This window comes from Dactylosporangium sp. NPDC051087, assembly GCF_055586325.1.
The window spans coordinates 145,589-164,407 of the sequence record NZ_JBVJIJ010000022.1 but is presented as its reverse complement, the minus strand read 5'-3'; the positions used below and the strand labels follow the sequence as shown (position 1 = coordinate 164,407).

Genomic DNA, 18,819 nt, shown 5'->3' with positions numbered 1-18,819 from the left:
GATGCCTGTGTCACCTACTGCGGCAGCGTGAACTTCTGTGCGTTGCTGCCGTTGCAGTCCCAGATCTGCATCTGGACGCCCGGCGTCGTCGACCCGTTGGGGTCGTCGAGGCACTTGTTGGACGCCGGGTTGTAGTAGGTGCTGTCGGTGCGGCGGATGAAGACCTGCGCGCCGGTGCTGTTGCAGTCCCACAGCTGCAGCTTCGCGCCGTTGGCCGTGGAGCCGCCCGGGATGTCCAGGCACTTGCCGAACGCGCGCAGCGTGCTGCCCGCCTCGACGTAGGTCCACTGCTGGGCGCCGGTGCCGTTGCAGGTCCACAGCTGGACGGGGGTGCCGTTGGCGCTGTTGGACGAGCGGACGTCCAGGCACAGACCGTCCGGGCCCTTGACCGCCTTGCCGCTGGTCGGCGGCGGCGTGGTGGTGCCGCCACCGCCGCCACCGGCGGTGTACGCCGCGACGTAGTCGACCATCATCGGCACACCGGACACGGTGGAGGCGAAGGGACCGCCGCCGAACGCGCCGGGGAAACCGCCGCCGATCGCCACGTTGAGGATGATGAAGAAGCCGTGGTGCGTGGCGTTGTTCCAGGTGTTGGCGTCGACCTGGTTGGCGTTGATGGTGAAGAAGTTGTTGCCGTCCAGGTACCACCGGATCTGCTCCGGCGACGTGCTGCGGTCCTGCTCGATGGCGTAGGTGTGGTAGCCGCTGTTGCAGCCGCCGCAGGCGCGCTCACCGCTGCCGATGCCCGTGGTCTCGTTGCAGGGACCGCCCGGGTTGGTGCCGCAGTGCAGGGCGGCGAACACCGACGGCCGGCCGTTGATGTTCTCCAGGATGTCGATCTCGCCGATGCCGGGCCAGCCGGTCGCGCCGGTGCCGCGCGCCGCCGCGCCCAGCATCCAGAACGCGGGCCAGTAGCCGGCGCCGTTGGCGGTGTTGACGTTGGGCTGCTGGATGCGGGCCTCGACGCGCAGCTTGCCGCCTGCCGGTGCGGCGATGTTGGTGCGTTGCGTCTCGATGCGGCCGCTGGTCCAGTTGCCGGCGCCGTCGCGGATCGGCTTGATCGCCAGGTTGCCGCCGCCGTCGAGGTAGACGTTGGCGGTGCTGTTGGTCATGTTCTCGATCTCGCCGGTGCCCCAGTTGCCCGCGCCGCCGGGGTAGCCGTGACCGAGGTCGTAGATCCAGTTGCCGGTGTTGACGCCGGTGCCGGCGGAGCCGTTGAAGTCGTCGGCGAAGATCTGCGTCCAGCCTGAGGGGGTGGGCGGCACCGACGCGCCGGCGTTGGGCAGCGCCGCGATCGTGGCGGCGAGCAGCACGGCAGCGCCGGCACCGGCCAGCAGTGCGATGCGGCCACGACGCTGCCGGGGTGTGCGTTCTTGTTGGATCTCCACAGTGGTGTGCCCTTCTCGAGCATGGGGCGGAGATGTTGCTGGTCGACGGTGATGCATGTCAGCGCCCACGTGGCGGACGTGAGAGCGCTCTCAGCATCGTGCTGTACTGAAAACCTTGTTGTCAATAACCGTCGATCAAACGAGCCCGCCGCCGGGTTCGCGCAAAAGCCGACAAGCACGAACGGGGCATACCGTGGACGCGTGAAAATGCTGCTGACGTCGAACGGGCTGACCAACGAAACGCTGCTCGACGCGCTCCGTGACCTGTTGGGCAAGCCGTTCGGATCGGCGGACGTCGTCTGCGTGCCGACCGCGTCGGTGGCGGAGCCGGGCGATCACGGCTGGCTCGTCCGGCGACTGCACCGGCTGTACGGGCTGGGCTGGCGGACCTTGAACGTCCTGGAGCTCAACGGCCTGCCCCGGCAGCTGGTGCTGGACCGGTTGCTGCGCGCGGACGTCGTCTACGTCGAGGGCGGCAACCACTACCATCTCGCCCGGAGCATCGGCGGCAACGACCTGGCCGGCGCCTTCCTGGAGGCGCTGCGCAGCCGGGTCTACGTGGGAGTGAGCGCCGGGTCGATGCTCTTCAGCCGGCACCTGGACGAGCACTCCGCCGCGGTGATCGGTGATCTCGCGGACCTGCACGCCCTCGGCGCGACGTCGCTGACCCCGCCGTTCGGCCTGTTCGACTGGTACCTGAAGCCGCACCTGTACTCGCCGGACTTCCCGGAGCGCGACGACGCGTGGGCCGACCGTATCGCGGCGCGGGCCGGCTTCCCGATCACGTTCATCGACGACGACACCGCCGTCCGGGTGATCGACGGCGCGGTGGACGTGGTCACCGAGGGCCGTTGGCGGCGGCACCTGTGACCGGCTGAGACCGGGCAAGCCGGGGAAGCCGGTGCGGGCATGACGCCGGGGCGCGCGGCGGTGGCCGCACGCCCCGGCGCCGGTCGCGCCGTCGCGCCTCAGACGTGTGCGAGGCGGGCGGCCTCCACGGCGTCGTTCAGGCGCTGCTCCGCCTCGCGGTTCAGGGAACTGCGCAGCATCCGGCCGCCGAGCTGGTACGGCGCCATCTCCTGGACGACCTTGTCGACGGTGATCTGGTCGACGAGCAGGAACAGCACCGCCGAGCCGGGCTCCAGCGTCGAGGTGAGGTCCTTCATGAACGCGTCGTCCACACCGACGTCGGTGGCCTTCCCGGCAAGCGCACCGGTGCCCGCGCCGATCGCCATGCCGAGGAACGGGGCGAAGAACAGCAGCCCGATGAGGCCGCCCCACATGGCCCCGCTGGCCGCGCCGACGCCGGTCGCGGACGCGGCCTGATGCACCTTGACCTTGCCGGCGGCGTTGATCTCCACCACCGCCGCGTCGCGCACGCTGATGAGCCCCTGCCGCTGCAGGTCGAGGATCTTCTCCCGGGCCGTCTTCGCCGTGGGGATGTCGCTGTACTCGATCGCGATGATGTCGCTCATGACGCTTCCTCCCACAATTGTGCGGTGAGCTGGAGCCGTGCTCCTGCATCGGATGTCATCTGCAACGCTCGCCAAGCCGCCGCCGGACCGCCTCGCCCGTGGCGAGTGACGGGCGGTCAGCGGCCCGCCGGCTGTGCCGCGGGCACCGCGCGGCGGCGCAGGATCAGCTTGCGCAGCTCGGTGACCACGATCACGGACACGCCGGCGACGATGCACACCAGCCACTGGGTCAGGTTGAGGCTGACGGTGTGCAGCATCCGCTGCAGCAGGCCCAGCTCGGTGGCGAGGACGGTCGCGATCACCGACATGCCGCTGGTGACCAGGAAGCGGCGGTCGTCGAACGTCTCCAGGGTGAACACCGAACGCACGTCACTGCGGACGGTGATCGACAGCGCCAGGTTGAGCAGCGAGAACGTCGTCAGGCCCATCGTGCGGGCGACGCCGCCCCCGTACGCCGGCCAGGCCCAGGCGATGACGATCAGGGTGACGGCGCCCAGCCACAGCCCGAGGACGGCGAGCCAGAGCAGGGTGCGGGTGGGCAGCAACGGCTCGCCGGCGCGGCGGGGCGGCCGGCGCATGATGTCCGCGTCCTGCCTGCCGTAGCCGAGGCCGATGGCCTGGAACACCTGGGTGGTGAAGTTGACCCAGAGCGTCTGCAGCGGCAGGAACGGCACGCGCCCTGCCGATCTCCACGGCCTTGACGATGGTGGCGAAGTCGTCGTCGACGAGGATCATCGCGGCGGCCTCCTTGGAGACCTCCGTGCCGGTGATGCCCATCGCGATGCCGATGTCGGCGCGCTTCAGGGCGGGCGCGTCGTTGACGCCGTCGCCGGTCATCGCGACGATCTGGCCCTGCCGCTGCAGGATCTCCACCAGCCGGACCTTGTCCTCGGGCGTCACCCGGGCGATGACCCCGATCTCGTCGATCTCGTGGCTGAGCTGGTCGTCGGTCATCGCGGTGAACTCGGCGCCGGTGATCGCGCGGCCGTCGATGCCGAGCTGCCCGGCGATGGCGGAGGCGGTCACGGCGTGGTCGCCGGTGATCATCCGGATCCGCATGCCGGCCGCCTTCGCGGTGGCGATCGCGGCCTTCGCCTGGGGGCGCGGCGGATCGACGATGCCGACCATGGCGAGCAGGGTCAGCCCGTCGAGGGTCTCCAGCAGCGCGGCCTGCGGGTCGAAGGTGGCCGCGGGGAAGTCCTTGCGGGCCGTGGCCATGACCCGCAGCCCCTGCGCGGCGAGCCGTTGGTTCTCCGCCAGGTACCGGCCGCGCTGCTCGTCGTCCAGCGGGCTGGGCGCCAGGCCGGGCCACAGCACGGTCGACGCACGGGTCAGCAGCTGGTCCGGGGCGCCCTTCACGTATGCGCGCACGACGTCCTCGCCGCCGTCGCCGGTCATCCGGCGGAACGTCGCCATCAGCTTGTACGCGGCGTCGAACGGCACCTCCGCCAGCCGCGGGTACCGCTGCCGCGTCGACACCACGTCGACCTGGCCCTTCTCGGCGAGCACGACGAGCGCACCCTCGGTGGGGTCGCCGATCAGCTCGCCGGAGCGCACCACGGCGTCGCCGGCGAGGGCCATCGGCAGCAGGAACGGCTCCAGCGGCACGTCGGGCTGGCCGGCGGTGTGCCGGATGTCGCCGTCGGTGCCGTAGCCGCTGCCCGACACGGCGTACCGCCGGCCCGGGATGGCCAGCTCGACGGCGGTCATCTGGTTGAGCGTCAGCGTGCCGGTCTTGTCGGAGTTGACGGCCGAGGTCGACCCGAGGGTCTCCGTCGACCGCAGCCGCTTGACGATCGCGTTGGCCCGGGCGAGCTGCTGGGTCCCCATGGACAGGATCGTCGTGACGACCGCCGGGAGGCCGGTGGGGATGGCCGAGACGGCGAAGGCGATCGCCGCCAGGAACACCACGTCGAACGCGTTGCCGCGGGCCAGGTTGAGCGCGATCGACAGCCCCAGCGCGACGCCGGCGACGACGAGGATCTGGTTGGTCAGCCGCGACAGCTGCCGGGTCAGCGGGGTCTCGGCCTCCTGCGCGGTCTGCAGCATGCCGGAGATGTGACCGACCTCGGTCGCCATCCCGGTGGCGGTGACCACGAACTCGGCGGTGCCGCGGCTGACGTTCGTGTTTATGTACACCATGTCGACCCGGTCACCGAGCGCCGCCCCGGTCCCGGTCACGGCCTCGGCGTCCTTGGCGACCGGGACGCTCTCGCCGGTCAGCGCGGACTCGTCGATCTCCAGGCCGGTGGACCTGACCAGGCGCCCGTCGGCCGGGACGAGGTCACCGGCCTCGATCAGCACGACGTCGCCCGGCACCAGGTCCTCCGCGGCGAGCTCGGCCAGCTTCCCGTCGCGGCGGACCTTCGCCTTGACGATCATCATCTTCTGCAGGGCGCCGACCGCCGCTGCCGCCTTGCCCTCCTGCCGCATCCCGAGGGCCGCGTTGAACAGGGTGAGCAGCAGCAGGAGCAGCCCCGTGCCGAGCTGCTTCAGCGGGTACAGGCTGCCGAGCCCGGCGCACAGCAGGACGATCTGCATCGGATCGGCGTACTGGCGGCCGAACGCCCGCCACCGCGACTCCTTGCGCGACTCGACCATCCGGTTCGGTCCGTACGCGGTGCGGCGCACCGACACCTCGCCGTCCGACAGGCCGGCCTGCGGTTCGACATGCTCCACCGCGAGCGTCTCCGTGACCGACAGAGCGTGGAAGGGTGGCGCCTCGGCCTCCCCGGCCGACATCGTGACCATGAACGTGTCGCCTCCTGAACTCCGACCCACGAATCCGACTGGAGCGGCGACCCGATACCCACTCGACGCCCGTTGATCCCAGCGGCCGGCCCGGCGACGACACCGGTTCATGAGCGTCGGGTCAGCCGGCGGCGGCGCGGGCCGCCTCGATGGCGGCGATGTGCAGCTCGGCCCAGGCCCGGACCGCGGCGAGGGGTGTGTCCAGCGACAGTCCCAGGTCGGTGAGCGCGTAGTGGACCCGCGGCGGGACGGTCGGCTCGACCCGGCGGGTGACCAGGCCGTCGCGGCGCAGGCTCTGCAGCGTCTGCGACAGCATCTTGTGCGACACCCCGGGCGTCCTGCGGCGCAGCTCCGCGAAGCCGAGCTCGCCCGGATGCGCGTCGGCGAGCACCTTGATCAGCATCGACGTCCACTTGTCGCCGATCCGGTCGAGCAGCTGCCGGGTCGGGCAGGCGGGGCTGAACAGGTCCCCGGTCGACCCGGCCGACCCGGACGACCCGGTCACCCCGGGCTCACCTGGTGACACCGAAGTGCCGTCTTGTCCGGTCATGCGGCGATCTCCACCATTGAGCAGGTAACCAATGGTAACCCGCCTGGAGGTTGGCATGGAGCACCGCAGGATCGAGACCAACGGCACCGAGCTGCACGTGACGACGGACGGCGCCGGCCCGCCGGTGCTGCTCATGCACGGCTGGCCGCACACGTGGCAGGTGTGGCGGCCGGTCCTGCCGCAGCTGGCCGGGGCGCGCCGGGTCGTCGCGCCCGACCTGCGCGGGCTCGGCGACAGCGCCCGCGCGACGGACGGCTTCGACGCCGCGACCGGCGCCGCGGACATGCTCGGACTCCTCGACGCCCTCGCGGTGGACCGCGCCGACGTCGTGGCCATCGACGCCGGGGTGCCGGCGGCGTTCCTGCTCGGCGCGCTGCACCCGGACCGGGTCCGCCGCCTGGTGCTGATGGAGGCGACGCTGCCCGGCCTGCCCGGCGGCTTCCCGGCGCCTCCGTGGTGGTTCGGCTTCCACTCGGCACCCGGGCTCGCCGAGACCGTCCTGGTGGGGCACGAGGGCACCTACCTCGACTTCTTCCTCACCGCGGGCACCTATGAGCGCCGCGGCGTGCCGCCGGGGATCCGGGACGCGTTCGTCCGGGCGTACACGGGCCGCGAGGCACTGCGGTGCGGCTTCGGCTACTACCGTGCGGCCGCCGAGAACGCGGCGGCGGCGCGCGACGCCGGGCGGCTGACCGTCGCGACCCTCGCGGTCGGCGGCGACACGGTCGGTGACCTGCTGCACCGGCAGCTGCAACCGGTCACCGACGACCTGACCGGCAAGCTCGTCCCGCGCGCCGGTCACCTCCTGCCGCTGGACCGCCCGGACGCCGTCGCGGCGCTGATCCTCCGCGTCGGCCCATGAGCGCGCCCCCGCCCGGCCGGTGACGCCGGACACCTCCCGCGGAGCGCAGGAATCGTTCAGGTCGGCGGTGGCGGTGCCGATGGGTCGGGCTGGCGATGATCGACGGCACCGGGAGGCAGGACATGCGGCGGCCCCAGGGTGTCGACGCGCTGCTGCCCGCCGGGGCGGTCGCGGCGGTCCTGGCCGTGCTCGTGGCGCTGGTCCTGCCGGCGCACGTGGCCCGGCCCGCGATCGTCTCCGTCGACCTCGCGCTGGTCGCCGCGCTGGCCTACATGTTCCACCGCACGGCCCGGGTGCCGGGGCTGCCGCGGGCGACCGCCCGCTTCTGGGCCAGCATGACCTTCGCGATGACGGTCTACACGCTCGGCATGGCCGTCGACCTCACCGCGTTGCTGGTGACGGCGGTCATCGGCCGGGCGGTGCCGATGTACGGCGCCGAACTGGTCTATCCCGTCGCCGGTGTCTTCATCATGTACGCGGTGTTCCGCTACCCGACGGTCGCCCGCACCAGGTCGGAGCGGACCCGGATCGTGCTCGACGCGGGCATCGTGCTGATCGGTGCCGCCGTGTTCGTCTGGTACTTCACGGTCAGCCGCCGATGGTCGCCGGGGCACAGCTGGCTGGCGCTGTCGGAGACCCTGGCGCTGCCGGTGACGGTGCTCGTCGCCGGGTTCGGGGTCCTGCGCGTCACGTTCTTCGGCACGCGGCTGCTCACCAGACCGACGCTCGCCTGCTACGCCGCGTGCATCGCGCTGACCGGGTTCGCCACCACCCTGCCCGACCCGCCGGACACGGTGCGGCTGGGGCCGATGGTGCTGCTGCTGCTCGCCCAGTTGGCCTCGCTCGGCGGGGCGCTGCTGCAGTACCACGCCAGCGGCGGCGGGCCCGAGCCGGCGCGCCCGCGCGCGACGGGGTCGGCGCCGCGGCAAAGCGCCTTCCGCAAGCCGTTCAGCGTCCTGCCCTACGGGGCGTCGGCCGCCGCGTTCGGGCTCCTCGTGGCCGTGGTCGGCCCCGGGCTCGACTGGCGCCGCTGGGGCGTCCTGGCCGGCACCGGCATCCTGCTGTCGCTGGTCACGACGCGGCAGCTCGCCGCGCTGCGGGAGAACGGCCAGCTGCTCACCCAGAACCAGGTGCTCACCGAGCGGCTCCAGCACCAGGCGTGGCACGACGAGCTGACCGGGCTGGCGAACCGGGCGTACCTCGGCCGGCACGTGGAGGACGCGATCGAGCGGTACACCACGACCGGCACCGACACCGCGCTGCTGCTCATCGACCTCGACGGCTTCAAGGGCGTCAACGACACGCTCGGTCACGAGGTCGGCGACCGGTTGTTGTGCGAGGTCGCCGACCGGCTCGTCAGCGTCGCGCACGACGCCATCGTCTGCCGGCTCGGCGGCGACGAGTTCGTCGTCCTCGCCCCGCTGGCGGACCAGACGCTCGCCGGGCGGCTGGTCCGGGCCATCTCGGTGCCGGCGGTCATCGGCGGGCACACCACGAGGGTCGGCGCGAGCATCGGCGTCACGTACGTCAGCCACGCCCCGACCGGCATCGCCGACCTGCTGCGCCGGGCGGACGCCGCCATGTACGCCGTCAAGTCCGCCGGCAAGAACAACTGGCGTATCAGCGAACCGGGCAAAGCGCCCCACCTGACCTTGACGCAGTGACCTGGCGGGGCGTCTGCAAAGCTGTGGCCCGTGCAAATCGCCCTGCTCGGCCCGCTCGAGGTCCGTGCGCAGGACGGGACGCCGGTGGAGATCGCCGGTGCCCGGCTGCGCATGCTGTTCGCCAGGCTCGCTCTCGAGGCGGGCCGCCCGGTCTCCGCCGAGCTGCTGATCGACGAGCTGTGGGGCGAGGAGCCGCCCGCCGGGGCGCCCGCGGCGCTGCAGGGTCTCGTGTCGCGGCTGCGCCGGGCGCTGGGCGACGCCGGGTCGGTCGACCTCGTCGCCGGCGGCTACCGGGTGGTCACGACCCGCGACGACGTGGACGCGCACCGGTTCGACGACCTCGCCGCGCACGGCCGGCGCGAGCTGTCCGCCGGCCGCCCCGAGCAGGCCGCCGAGGCGCTGGGCCGGGCGCTGGACCTGTGGCGCGGGCCGGCCCTGACGGACCTGCAGGAGGCGCCGTACGCCCGCAACGTCGCCGCCCGGCTGCACGAGCTGCGGGTCGCCGCGACCACGGACCGGTTCGAGGCCGAGCTCCAGCTGGGCCGGCACGCCGAGGTCCTCGCCCCGCTGCAGGCCGCCGCCGCCGAGCACCCGCTCAGCGAGCGCCTCGCCGGGATGCGGATGCGGGCGCTCACCGCCACCGGCCGGCAGAGCGACGCCCTCGCCGTGTACGAGCAGATCCGGGCGGCGCTCGGCGACGAGCTGGGCGTCGACCCGGGCCCGGCGCTGAAGGACCTGCACCTGGCGCTGCTGCGCGGCGAGATGGAGCAGCCGGCGGCCCGGATCGAGGTCGCGCCGAGCCGGCTGCCGGCGCAGCTCACCAGCTTCGTCGGCCGGGACGCCGAGATGGCGCAGCTCGCCGGCCTGCTGGTGCCCAACCGGCTCGTCACGGTCGTCGGGCCCGGCGGCGCGGGCAAGACGCGGCTGGTGCTGGAGACCGCCAGGAACCTGCGCGGGCGGGTCTGGTTCGTCCCCCTCGCCGCGGTCAGCGACCCCGAACACCTCGCCGACGCCGTCCTCGGCGCCCTCAACGCCACCGACGGCCGGCTGTACGAGGGCGGGCCGGCCACGCCGCTGGACCGGGTCGCCGAGCTGCTCGACGTCGGCGACGCGGTCCTCGTGCTGGACAACTGCGAGCACCTCGTCGGCGCCGCCGCCGACCTCGCCGACGCGCTGCTGACCCGGCTGCCGCAGCTGCGGGTCCTGGCCACCAGCCGCGAGCCCCTCGCGATCACCGGCGAAGCGCTGTGCCACCTCGGGCCCCTCGAAGTGCCCCGCGACTCGGTGGAGCCGGCGGAGGCGGCACGGACCGCGGCGGTGCGGCTCTTCGTCGACCGGGCGGCGACGGTACGGCCCGGATTCCCGCTGGACGAGTCCACCGTCGACCACGTCGTGGAGATCTGCCGGCGGCTCGACGGGCTGCCGCTCGCGCTGGAGCTCGCCGCCGCCAAACTGCGCTCGATGGGCGTCGAGCAGATCGCCCGACGGCTCGACGACCGCTTCCGGCTGCTCAGCTCCGGCAGCCGGTCCGCGCTCCCCCGCCAGCGCACGCTCCTCGCCGTCGTCGCCTGGAGCTGGGACCTCCTCGAGGAGCCCGAGCGGATCCTCGCCCGGCGGCTGGCGGCGTTCCCCGGCGGCGCGACGACTGCGGCCCTCGAGGCCGTCTGCGCCGACGCGGCGCTGCCCGCCGGGGACATCTTCTACGTGCTCGACGCCCTCGTGGAGAAGTCGATCGTCGGGCAGTCCGGCGACCGGTACCGGATGCTGGAGACCGTCCGCGCGTACGCCCTCGGGCGGCTCGAGGCGTCCGGCGACGACATCGGGGCGCGGTTCCGCGGCTACTTCCTGGCCCTCGCCGAGGAGCACGAGCCGCTGCTGCGCACCCGCGACCAGCTCGCGGCGATCGCCGTCTTCGACGCCGAGTACGACAACCTCGTGCACGCGCTGCGCCGGGCCGTGGACGCCGGGGACGCGCCCGCGGCGTCCCGCTTCGTCGGCGCGATGTTCTGGTACTGGGGCATGAGCGGCATGACCACCCAGTTCGAGACGTACCTGCGGTACGGCGGCGCCCTGCCCGAGCAGGCGAGGACCGCGTTCGGGGTGGTGCGGGCCAGTATGGACGTCGACTCCGCCGGCGCGCGGGAGTTCCACCCGGCGCGGCCGCTGATGCGCATGACCCAGCTGGCGCACACGACCGGGGAGTCCGACCTGGTCGAGGCGCTGACCTCGGCGGACCCGTGGATCCGGGCGAGCGCGCACTGGGCACGGGACTTCCTGCTGACCGAGCAGGGCGACCTGCGCACCGGCGCCGCGTCCCGGCGGGCGGCCCTCGACGGGTTCGAGGAGGTCGGCGACCGCTGGGGCCTCGTGCTCAGCCTGCTGCCGCTCGGCCGCGACCACTCGCTGCGCCGCGAGCACGGGCCCGCGATCGCCGCGTTCGAGCGGGCCGTGGTGCTCAGCTCCGAGCTGGGTGTCGAGGACTATCTGTACCTGAGCCGGGCCCGGCTGGCCCGGGAGCGCCGGCGCAGCGGCGACATCGACGGCGCGCTGCGCGACATCCGGGCCGCGCAGCGCCGGGCCAGGGAACGCGGCCACCGCCGCATGGAGGTGAACATCCTCGTCGGTCTCGCCAACGTGTACCGCCTCGCCGGTGACCTGTCGCACGCCAACCTGATCCTCGACGAGCTGGAGGCGCTGGTCCGGCGGGGCGCGATCGCCGAGGACGTCGCGCGGGACCTGATCGTCAGCACCCGCCTGGAGAACCGGCTGGCGGAGGGCGACGTGACGCGGGCCAGGGCGCTGCTGCCGGAGGCGCTCGCGTCGCTGCTCGCCCAGGGGTACAGCGCCGGCCTCGCCTGGGCGGCGGAGTTGCTCGCCGGGCTCCTGGCGCTGGAGGGTGAGGCCGGGCGGGCCGCCGCGGCGCTCGGCATGAGCGAGGTCATCCGCGGCGAGTTCGACCACGGCGAACCCGAGCTGCGGGCCCTCGCCGACCGGCTCACGGCCGTGCTCGGCGAGACCGGCTACGCCGCCGCCTACGCGCTCGGCGCCGGGCTTCCCCGGCGGGACGCGATCGCCCGGCTGGTCGCGCCGGCCACCGGCTGACCGCGCCGGGAACGCAGAAACGGCGGCGACGGGCGGCACCTTCGCCGCCCGTCGCCGTTGTCGCGGGTGTTACCGCGGGTCGTTGTTGAACTTCGCCGTCGCCCAGAAGTAGCCGAGGACCGCCAGGGCCACGCACCAGCCGACCGCGAGCCAGCCGTTGTAGCCGATCCCGCTGCCCAGCAGCAGCCCGCGGAGGGTCTCGATGGCGGGCGTGAAGGGCTGGAACTTCGCGATCGGCTGGAACCAGCCCGGCATCGCGTCGACCGGCACGAACGCGCTGGACAGCAGCGGCAGCAGGATCATCGGCAGCGCGTTGTTGCTGGCCGCCTCCGCGTTCGGGCTGATCAGGCCCATGCCCACCGCGATCCAGGTCATCGCCGTGGAGAAGAGCACCAGCAGCCCGAACGCCGCCAGCCACTCCAGCGCCGTCGCGTCGGTGGACCGGAAGCCGATCGCCACGCCGACCGCGCCGACCAGGACCACGCTCGCCACCGACTGCAGGACGCTGCCGATGACGTGCCCGACGAGCACCGATCCGCGGTGGATCGCCATGGTACGGAAGCGGGCGATGATGCCCTCGGTCATGTCGTTCGAGACGGAGACCGCGGTGCCGATCACGGTGCTGCCGATGGTCATCAGCAGCAGGCCCGGGACGAGGTACGCGATGTATTTCGACCGGTCCGGCGCGCCGCCGCCGATGCCGGCACTCAACGTGTCGCCGAAGATGTACACGAACAGCAGCAGCAACATGATCGGGGTGAGCAGCAGGTTCAGCGTCAGCGACGGGTAGCGGCGCGCGTGGAGCAGGTTGCGGCGCAGCATCGTGGACGAGTCACGGACGGTCAGGGCGAGCGAGCTCATCGGACAACCTCCATCGGCGTGGTGCTCTTGCGGTCGGCACTTGCGGTCGGGTCGGCGCTTCCGGTCAGGGCGAAGAACACGTCGTCGAGGTCCGGCGTGTGTACGGTCAGCTCGTCGGCCTCGACGCGGACCGAGTCGAGCCGGTCGAGGATCGAGCGCAGGTCCCGCTGGCTGCCGTCGCCGGGGATCTGCAGCGCGAGGGACTCGTCGTCGCGGGCGGCGTCCGGCAGCGCGAGGCCCGCCGCCTTGTAGGCCACCGGGTCGGTGAAGCGCAGCCGCACGTGCCCGCCGGGGACCAGCCGCTTCAGTTGGTCCGCCGTGCCCTCCGCCACGATCTTCCCGTCGTTGAGCACGGCGATCCGGTCGGCGAGCTGGTCGGCCTCCTCCAGGTACTGCGTGGTCAGGAAGACCGTGGCACCGTCGTCGACGAGCTCGCGGATGATCTGCCACATGTTGTGCCGGCTGCGCGGGTCGAGGCCGGTCGTGGGCTCGTCCAGGAAGATCACCCGCGGGTGCCCGACCAGGGTCATCGCCAGGTCGAGCCGCCGCTTCATGCCGCCGGAGTACGTGGAGGCGGGCTTCTTCGCCGCGTCGGTGAGGGCGAAGCGCTCCAGCAGCCCGGCGGCGGCGCGCCGCCCGTCGCGCTTGGACAGGTGGTGCAGGTCGCCCATGAGCAGCATGTTCTCCTCGCCCGTGATCAGGCCGTCGACGGCGGAGAACTGCCCGGTGACGCCGATCGCGGCGCGGACGGCCTGCGGGTCGCGGGCCAGGTCGTGACCGTCGACGTGGATGGCGCCGGAGCCCGGGCCGGGCGAGATGAGCGTGGACAGGATCTTCACGGCGGTGGTCTTGCCGGCGCCGTTCGGGCCGAGCAGGGAGAAGATCGTCCCCGCGGGCACGGCCAGGTCGACGCCGTCGAGCACGACCTTGTCCCCGTACGACTTGCGCAGCCCGGTCGCCGCGATGGCCAGGTTCGTCATGGTGCTGTCCCTTCAGTTGCTGCGGGCGACGATGTCGCCGTGCGCGGTCGTGGCGTGGATGGTGAGCTCGGCGGCGCCGTCGCCGTTCTTCAGCGCGTTGTGGATGCGGCCGTGGCCGGTGCCGGCGTCCAGCGAGGCGGAGACGCCGGTGGCGGCGCCGACGGTCACGTCGCCGGCCTGGGTGCGCAGCACGAGGTTGCCGCGCACCGCCTCGGCGACGGTGATGTCGCCCTTGGCGGTGCTGATCTCCGACGAGCCGTTGACCCGGCCGACGACGACGTCGGCGGCGAGGACGGTGAGGTGGACGCTGTCGGCCTCGTCGACCTTGACCGCGCCGTGCGCCCCGTCGAAGGCGACGTCGCCGAAGCGGCCGACGGCCCGGAACTCGGCGCTGGCCGCCTTCACGGTCAGCTGGGAGCCGGCGGGCAGCTGCACGGTCACGTCGACGGAGCCCGAACTGCCGAGCAGCTGGTGCCGCACCCCGGCGTCGGCCGCGATCCGCAGGACGCCGCCGGCGTATTCGACCGTGGTCTGCTCCGCCACCTTCACGTCGCGGCTCTTCGCGGCGTCGGCCGGCCGGACCTGGACGGTCGTGTCGGCCCGGTCACCGGCGATGAACTGGACGCGGCCCGCGGGGATGTCGAGCACCGCGGAGATCGGGTCGGGGGTCTCGAAGGTCTGCATCGTGCTCTCCTCTGTCCGTTCGGCTTGGTGAGAGCACTGTCGCGAGCGCCACTGACAGCGGGCTGACAGCGCGCAGACACGCCGTCCCGCCCGTGTCAGTGAGCTGTTGGCATCGCCACAGCACGGCCGCCGGGATTGACGGCACCGCATCGCCGGGGACAGACTGTCGGTCACAACTACATAGCCGTGTGTTGATGGGGGAAGTCCGGTTGAAGTCCGGCGCTGGCCCGCAACGGTAGGCGGTGAGCGATGTCTGCTCGCCGCGAGCCCGAATACCTGTCCGACACGCGTCGTCTCTTGCACCTCCCTACCCGTCGTGGCCCACGGGTCGGAGCCACCGGGCATGCCCGGTTTCTCTCGACTGCCAGGGCCGGAGAGGCACCGCCCGATGGCAGTCCCCCGGCACCGCGCCCGCACCCTCCTCACGAGGGTGCTCGCCGCGCTCGCCCTGTCCAGCGTCCTGACCGTCACGGCCGTCGCACCGGCCGCCCTGCCGGTCACAGCTGCACCACCCACCGTCAACCGGTCCGACGCCGCCGCCGGGTGGCTGGCCCACCGGCTCGTCGACGGCGAACGCTTCGAGGTCGTCTTCGACGGCGTCGCCTACCCCGACCAGGGCCTCACCATCGACGCGATCCTCGCGTCCGCCGCCGCGAAGGTCGCCGGCGCGAACGCCGCCAAGGCGACGGCGTGGCTGGCCCGGCCGGAGATCCTCACCGGCTACATCGGGGACGGCACCGAGGCGTACGCGGGCGCGACCGCCAAGCTCGCCCTCGCCGCGCAGGTCCGCGGCGCCGACCCGGCCGCGTTCGGCGGCGTCGACCTGATCGCCCGGCTGCGCGGGCTGCAGGCGCCATCGGGCCGCTTCACCGACCGGTCGGCCTTCGGCGACTACAGCAACCAGCTCACCCAGGCGTTCTCGCTGCTCGCCCTGGACCGCACCCCGGCCGGGGCGCCCACGTCCGGCGGCACGTACCTCGCCGGCACCCGCTGCGCCGACGGCGGCTACCCGCTCTACTACGACCAGCCGGCGTGCATCAGCGACGTCGACGCGACCGCGTTCGCCGTGCAGGCGCTGCTCGCCGTCGGCCGTCCCGCCGACGCGGCGCCGGCGGTCGCGTGGCTGGTCTCGGCGCAGGCCGCCGACGGTTCGTTCGCCGACTCCGCCGGCACGGCGAACGCCAACAGCACCGGTCTGGCGGCACAGGCCCTGGCCGTCGCGGGACGGCCGGTCGCCTGGCTGAAGGCCCGCGGCTTCCTGCTCAGCCTGCAGGTCCGCTGCGGCGCGGACCGGGGCGCCATCGCCTACGCCGCCGGCGGGTTCGACCCGGCGACCGCGGTCCGGTCGACCGCGCAGGCGGTGCCCGGCCTGACCGGCTCGGGCCTGGCGACGCTCACCGCACGCGGATCCCGCGCCGCCGCACCGATCCTGGTGTGCCCGTGAACACGACGCCCGGCATGCCCGTGAACACCAGGCGCCACACACCCGCGCACACCGCCGCACGCGTTCCCCTGAACACCGGACCCCGCATGCCCCTGAACACCGGCGTGCCCCTGACCACCCGACCCGGCACACCCGTGCACACCGTCCACAGTGGAGGAATCATGCGCCGGTTGCCGGCCGCTCTGTTCGCCGCGCTCGCCGTCACCGCGACGTTCGTCCTCGCCGATCCGGCACCGCGGGCGGCGCACGCGGCCGCCTGCGCGCCCGGCGCCGGGGTGAGCGTCGTGGTCGACTTCGGCCCGCTCGGCGGCGGGGTCGTGGTCGGCTGCAAGCTCGGCGACCCGCCGACCGGGCTGGCCGCGCTGACCGGCGCCGGGTTCACCGTCACCGGCACGCAGCGCTGGGGCCTGGCGTTCGTGTGCAGGATCAACGGCCAGCCGACCGCGGCGTCCGACCCGTGCGTCAACACCCCGCCCACGTCGGCGTACTGGTCGTACTGGCACGCCACGCCCGGCGGCGCATGGACGTACAGCAGCGCCGGCGCCTCCTCGTTCAACCCGGCGATCGGCACCGTCGAGGGCTGGCGCTTCGGCTCCGGTCAGGCACCGTCGATCACCGCCCCCTGAGCCATCCGGCACCGGAGGCGGTGCCCCGCGGCACCGCCTCCGTCGGCTTCGAGCCTCCGTCAGCTCTGAGCCTCCGCCAGCTTTGAGCCTCCGCCAGCTTTGAGCCTCCGCCAGCTTTGAAAGGCCCCTCATGCGCCCGCACCGCAGCGCCGCCGCCGCTCTCGCCGCCACCGTCCTCGGCGGCGTGATCGCGGCCACCGCCGTCGCCGCCCCGAGCCCCGCGCAGCAGACCGCCGGCCGGGACGCCGCCACGTGGCTCACCACCCAGTTCGAGGACGGGGTGCTCACCAACTTCGGGCTGCCCGACATCGGCCTGACCGTCGACGCGCTCCTCGCCCTGCGCGCCACCGGCGTCGCCCCGGCCACCGCCGCCGCCGTCGCCGACAAGGTCGCCGCGAACGCCGCGACGTTCAGCTACTACGAGCTCGACTACGACGAGGACGGCGACGACGACCGGATCACCGACGCCGGCTCCACGGCGAAGCTGCTCCTCGCCGCCACCGCCGCCGGCCGCGACCCGAGACACTTCGGCGGCCTCGACCTCGACGCCATGACCCGCGGCCTGATCGCGGCGGACGGCCCGCACAAGGGCAGGGTCCGCGACACCACGCCCGAGGTCTACGGCGGCGACGCCAGCAACACCTTCGACCAGTCCCTGGCGGTGCTCGGTCTGGGCCGCACCGGTGGCGTACCGGCTGACGTCGCCGCCTACCTGATCCGGCAGCAGTGCCCGGCCGGCGGCTTCCGCCTCAACCCCGACCCGACCGGCGCCGCCTGCGCCGCCGACGACGCCCCCGACGTCGACACGACCGCGATGGCCGTGCAGGCGCTGCTCGCCACCGGCTCCTCACCCGGGGCCCTCGCGGCGGCCGCGCAGGGCACCGCGTGGCTGAAGGCCAGGCAGGGCGCGGACGGATCGTTCGTCAACGGGCCGCAGCGGCCGGACCCGAACCTGCCCGCCGTCGCCAACAGCAACAGCACCGGCCTCGCCGGGCAGGCCCTCGCCGCCGCCGGCGCCACCGCCGAGGCGGACAGGGCCGCCGCCTGGGTCGCGAAGCTGCAGCTGACCGGCGGCGCCGACCGGGGCGCCGTCGCCTACTCGGCCGAGGCGTCCGCCACCGGCGCGATCGACGACCTGCTGCGCGACCAGTGGCGCCGGGCCACCGCCCAGGCGGTCCTCGCCCTCGCCCGGGTGCCGTTCGGCGAGATCGGCACGAGCCCCGCCGGCTCTCCGTCGGCGTCGGTGTCGCCGTCCGTCTCACCGTCGCCGTCCGCGTCGGCGTCGACCAGCGCGTCAGCCTCCACATCAGCGTCGGCGTCGGCGTCCGCGTCCACTTCGGCCACCGCGACGGCGGGCACCGGCGGGAACCTGCCGAAGACCGGGCAGCCGATCGTGCGGATGGCGGCGGTCGCCGTCGCGCTCATCGTCGCCGGCCTGGCGCTGGTCCTCGCGGCCCGGCGACGCCGCACACCATGACCGGCCCCCTCGCCCCACCCACGGGCGCCCGGCTCTCCCGCACCACGGCCGTCCGGGCCGCCGGGCACGCCACGGACCGCCGGGTCTCCCGGGCCACGGGCGGCCGGGCCTCCCGCGCCGTGGGTGGCCGGGTCGTCCGGGCCGGGGCGGCGGTGCTGGTCGCGGCGGCCGGCGGGCTCGTGGTGCCCGCACCGGCGCGGGCCGCCGGGTCCGCCGGGTACTGCCCCGACGCCACCGGTGTCACGGTCGTCGTCGACTTCCACGAGCTCGGCGGCGGCGTCGTCGTCCGCTGCGCGCCGGGCGCCCAGGACAGCGGGCTGACCGCGTTGCAGGGCGCGGGGTTCACCGTCGCCGGCACCAACCGGTGGGGGCTCGCGTTCGTCTGCCGGATCAGCGGCAAGCCGACCGCGGCGACCGAGCCGTGCGTCGACACGCCGCCCGCGACCGCGTACTGGTCGTACTGGCACGCCCCGAACGGCGGCGCCTGGACCTACAGCCAGACGGGGGTCAAGAACCGCACCCCGCCGCAGGGCAGCTTCGACGGCTGGTCGTTCGCCAAGAACCGCACCGAGGGCGACCGGCCGGTCCCCGGCGCCGCCCCGAGCCGCCCGGCCCCGCCACCGCCGCCCGCCACCGGCCAGGAGACCCAGCCCGGCCGGCCCCGTCCGGCGCCGACGACCGCGGCGGCCAGCACTGCGGGTCCCGCCACCGGCACGCCGTCCGCCGGTCCCGAACCGTCCTCTGTGGACACGTCGGTGGCGCCGGGAACCACAGCGCCTCCTTCGATGCCGGTCCAGCCGGACGCGGGTGACACCGCACCCCCTGACACGGAGGCCACGGTATCGGCGTCCGGCGTGCCCGTCGGTACCATCGCCGGAGCCGCCATCCTCGGACTGCTCGCCGCGGTCGGCGGACTCACCGCCTGGCGCCGCCGGCGTGAGCGCGGCTGACCACG

At 73.7% G+C, this 18,819-nt stretch carries 15 protein-coding genes, 1 pseudogene and 1 riboswitch; of the genes and pseudogenes, 8 read left to right on the top strand and 8 right to left on the bottom strand.

Annotated features, from left to right (window positions below):
• Nucleotides 1-14: 14 nt before the first annotated feature.
• Nucleotides 15-1,388: a ricin-type beta-trefoil lectin domain protein gene (locus ACZ6TV_RS37010; RefSeq protein ID WP_465302831.1), complete on the bottom strand. Its 1,374-nt coding sequence runs from the start codon at nt 1,386-1,388 to the stop codon at nt 15-17.
• A gap of 207 nt (nt 1,389-1,595) precedes the next feature.
• Here ACZ6TV_RS37010 and ACZ6TV_RS37005 point away from each other — a divergent pair, with 207 nt between their 5' ends.
• Complete coding sequence (locus ACZ6TV_RS37005; RefSeq protein WP_465302905.1) at nt 1,596-2,258, top strand: Type 1 glutamine amidotransferase-like domain-containing protein; 663 nt, start codon at nt 1,596-1,598, stop codon at nt 2,256-2,258.
• A 98-nt stretch (nt 2,259-2,356) separates the two neighbouring features.
• Here the strand turns inward: ACZ6TV_RS37005 and ACZ6TV_RS37000 are convergent, their stop codons facing one another.
• The 4 genes and pseudogenes from ACZ6TV_RS37000 to ACZ6TV_RS36985 form a co-directional block, all read right to left on the bottom strand.
• Nucleotides 2,357-2,863, bottom strand: coding sequence for a DUF1269 domain-containing protein (locus ACZ6TV_RS37000; RefSeq protein WP_465302829.1), 507 nt, complete (start codon nt 2,861-2,863; stop codon nt 2,357-2,359).
• A gap of 116 nt (nt 2,864-2,979) precedes the next feature.
• Entirely contained in the window at nt 2,980-3,489 is a 510-nt protein-coding gene (locus ACZ6TV_RS36995) for a cation transporting ATPase C-terminal domain-containing protein (protein ID WP_465302827.1), read from the bottom strand.
• A gap of 109 nt (nt 3,490-3,598) precedes the next feature.
• Nucleotides 3,599-5,605 (bottom strand): annotated as a pseudogene (locus ACZ6TV_RS36990) (cation-translocating P-type ATPase); the annotation flags it as partial.
• A 130-nt stretch (nt 5,606-5,735) separates the two neighbouring features.
• On the bottom strand, nt 5,736-6,164 hold the full coding sequence (locus tag ACZ6TV_RS36985; protein ID WP_465302825.1) for a winged helix-turn-helix transcriptional regulator: 429 nt from the start codon (nt 6,162-6,164) through the stop codon (nt 5,736-5,738).
• Between the two features lie 55 nt (nt 6,165-6,219).
• Here ACZ6TV_RS36985 and ACZ6TV_RS36980 point away from each other — a divergent pair, with 55 nt between their 5' ends.
• The 3 genes from ACZ6TV_RS36980 (at nt 6,220) to ACZ6TV_RS36970 (ending at nt 11,792) form a co-directional block, all read left to right on the top strand.
• The gene (locus ACZ6TV_RS36980) at nt 6,220-7,026 is read left to right on the top strand and encodes an alpha/beta fold hydrolase (protein WP_465302823.1); all 807 of its coding nucleotides are present in this window, start codon (nt 6,220-6,222) and stop codon (nt 7,024-7,026) included.
• Between the two features lie 122 nt (nt 7,027-7,148).
• The gene (locus tag ACZ6TV_RS36975; protein ID WP_465302821.1) at nt 7,149-8,690 is read left to right on the top strand and encodes a diguanylate cyclase domain-containing protein; all 1,542 of its coding nucleotides are present in this window, start codon (nt 7,149-7,151) and stop codon (nt 8,688-8,690) included.
• A 30-nt stretch (nt 8,691-8,720) separates the two neighbouring features.
• Nucleotides 8,721-11,792 carry an AfsR/SARP family transcriptional regulator gene (locus tag ACZ6TV_RS36970; protein WP_465302819.1) on the top strand — a complete coding sequence of 1,024 codons (3,072 nt, stop codon included), beginning with the start codon at nt 8,721-8,723 and terminating at the stop codon, nt 11,790-11,792.
• Between the two features lie 69 nt (nt 11,793-11,861).
• On the opposite strand, the gene ACZ6TV_RS36965 is transcribed toward ACZ6TV_RS36970, so the two are convergent.
• From ACZ6TV_RS36965 to ACZ6TV_RS36955, 3 genes are read right to left on the bottom strand one after another with little or no spacing between them, the layout of a single operon-like run.
• A complete protein-coding gene (locus ACZ6TV_RS36965; RefSeq protein WP_465302817.1) occupies nt 11,862-12,653 on the bottom strand; it encodes an ABC transporter permease in 792 nt (263 codons plus the stop codon).
• Nucleotides 12,650-13,633 (bottom strand): ATP-binding cassette domain-containing protein, encoded by a 984-nt coding sequence (locus ACZ6TV_RS36960; protein ID WP_465302815.1) that lies wholly within the window; start codon nt 13,631-13,633, stop codon nt 12,650-12,652. Before ACZ6TV_RS36960 ends, ACZ6TV_RS36965 begins: the two co-directional genes overlap by 4 nt.
• 12 nt (nt 13,634-13,645) lie before the next feature.
• Complete coding sequence (locus tag ACZ6TV_RS36955; protein WP_465302813.1) at nt 13,646-14,317, bottom strand: DUF4097 family beta strand repeat-containing protein; 672 nt, start codon at nt 14,315-14,317, stop codon at nt 13,646-13,648.
• A 150-nt stretch (nt 14,318-14,467) separates the two neighbouring features.
• Nucleotides 14,468-14,616: riboswitch (cobalamin riboswitch) on the top strand.
• Between the two features lie 89 nt (nt 14,617-14,705).
• On the opposite strand from ACZ6TV_RS36955, the gene ACZ6TV_RS36950 reads away from it, so the two are divergent.
• The 4 genes from ACZ6TV_RS36950 (at nt 14,706) to ACZ6TV_RS36935 (ending at nt 18,814) form a co-directional block, all read left to right on the top strand.
• A complete protein-coding gene (locus ACZ6TV_RS36950; protein WP_465302811.1) occupies nt 14,706-15,761 on the top strand; it encodes a prenyltransferase/squalene oxidase repeat-containing protein in 1,056 nt (351 codons plus the stop codon).
• A 161-nt stretch (nt 15,762-15,922) separates the two neighbouring features.
• Complete coding sequence (locus tag ACZ6TV_RS36945; protein ID WP_465302809.1) at nt 15,923-16,387, top strand: hypothetical protein; 465 nt, start codon at nt 15,923-15,925, stop codon at nt 16,385-16,387.
• A 130-nt stretch (nt 16,388-16,517) separates the two neighbouring features.
• Nucleotides 16,518-17,864 carry a prenyltransferase/squalene oxidase repeat-containing protein gene (locus ACZ6TV_RS36940; protein WP_465302807.1) on the top strand — a complete coding sequence of 449 codons (1,347 nt, stop codon included), beginning with the start codon at nt 16,518-16,520 and terminating at the stop codon, nt 17,862-17,864.
• Between the two features lie 119 nt (nt 17,865-17,983).
• Nucleotides 17,984-18,814 carry a hypothetical protein gene (locus ACZ6TV_RS36935; RefSeq protein ID WP_465302903.1) on the top strand — a complete coding sequence of 277 codons (831 nt, stop codon included), beginning with the start codon at nt 17,984-17,986 and terminating at the stop codon, nt 18,812-18,814.
• Nucleotides 18,815-18,819: the final 5 nt, after the last annotated feature.

Bases quoted from the DNA above. Each gene is read 5' to 3' on its own strand.
- ACZ6TV_RS37005 (WP_465302905.1), top strand. From the start codon at position 1,596: ATGCTGCTGACGTCGAACGGGCTGACCAACGAAACGCTGCTCGACGCG.
- ACZ6TV_RS37000 (WP_465302829.1), bottom strand. From the start codon at position 2,863: ATGAGCGACATCATCGCGATCGAGTACAGCGACATCCCCACGGCGAAG.
- ACZ6TV_RS36985 (WP_465302825.1), bottom strand. From the start codon at position 6,164: ATGACCGGACAAGACGGCACTTCGGTGTCACCAGGTGAGCCCGGGGTG.
- ACZ6TV_RS36980 (WP_465302823.1), top strand. From the start codon at position 6,220: ATGGAGCACCGCAGGATCGAGACCAACGGCACCGAGCTGCACGTGACG.
- ACZ6TV_RS36975 (WP_465302821.1), top strand. From the start codon at position 7,149: ATGCGGCGGCCCCAGGGTGTCGACGCGCTGCTGCCCGCCGGGGCGGTC.
- ACZ6TV_RS36965 (WP_465302817.1), bottom strand. From the start codon at position 12,653: ATGAGCTCGCTCGCCCTGACCGTCCGTGACTCGTCCACGATGCTGCGC.
- ACZ6TV_RS36960 (WP_465302815.1), bottom strand. From the start codon at position 13,633: ATGACGAACCTGGCCATCGCGGCGACCGGGCTGCGCAAGTCGTACGGG.
- ACZ6TV_RS36955 (WP_465302813.1), bottom strand. From the start codon at position 14,317: ATGCAGACCTTCGAGACCCCCGACCCGATCTCCGCGGTGCTCGACATC.
- ACZ6TV_RS36950 (WP_465302811.1), top strand. From the start codon at position 14,706: ATGGCAGTCCCCCGGCACCGCGCCCGCACCCTCCTCACGAGGGTGCTC.
- ACZ6TV_RS36945 (WP_465302809.1), top strand. From the start codon at position 15,923: ATGCGCCGGTTGCCGGCCGCTCTGTTCGCCGCGCTCGCCGTCACCGCG.
- ACZ6TV_RS36940 (WP_465302807.1), top strand. From the start codon at position 16,518: ATGCGCCCGCACCGCAGCGCCGCCGCCGCTCTCGCCGCCACCGTCCTC.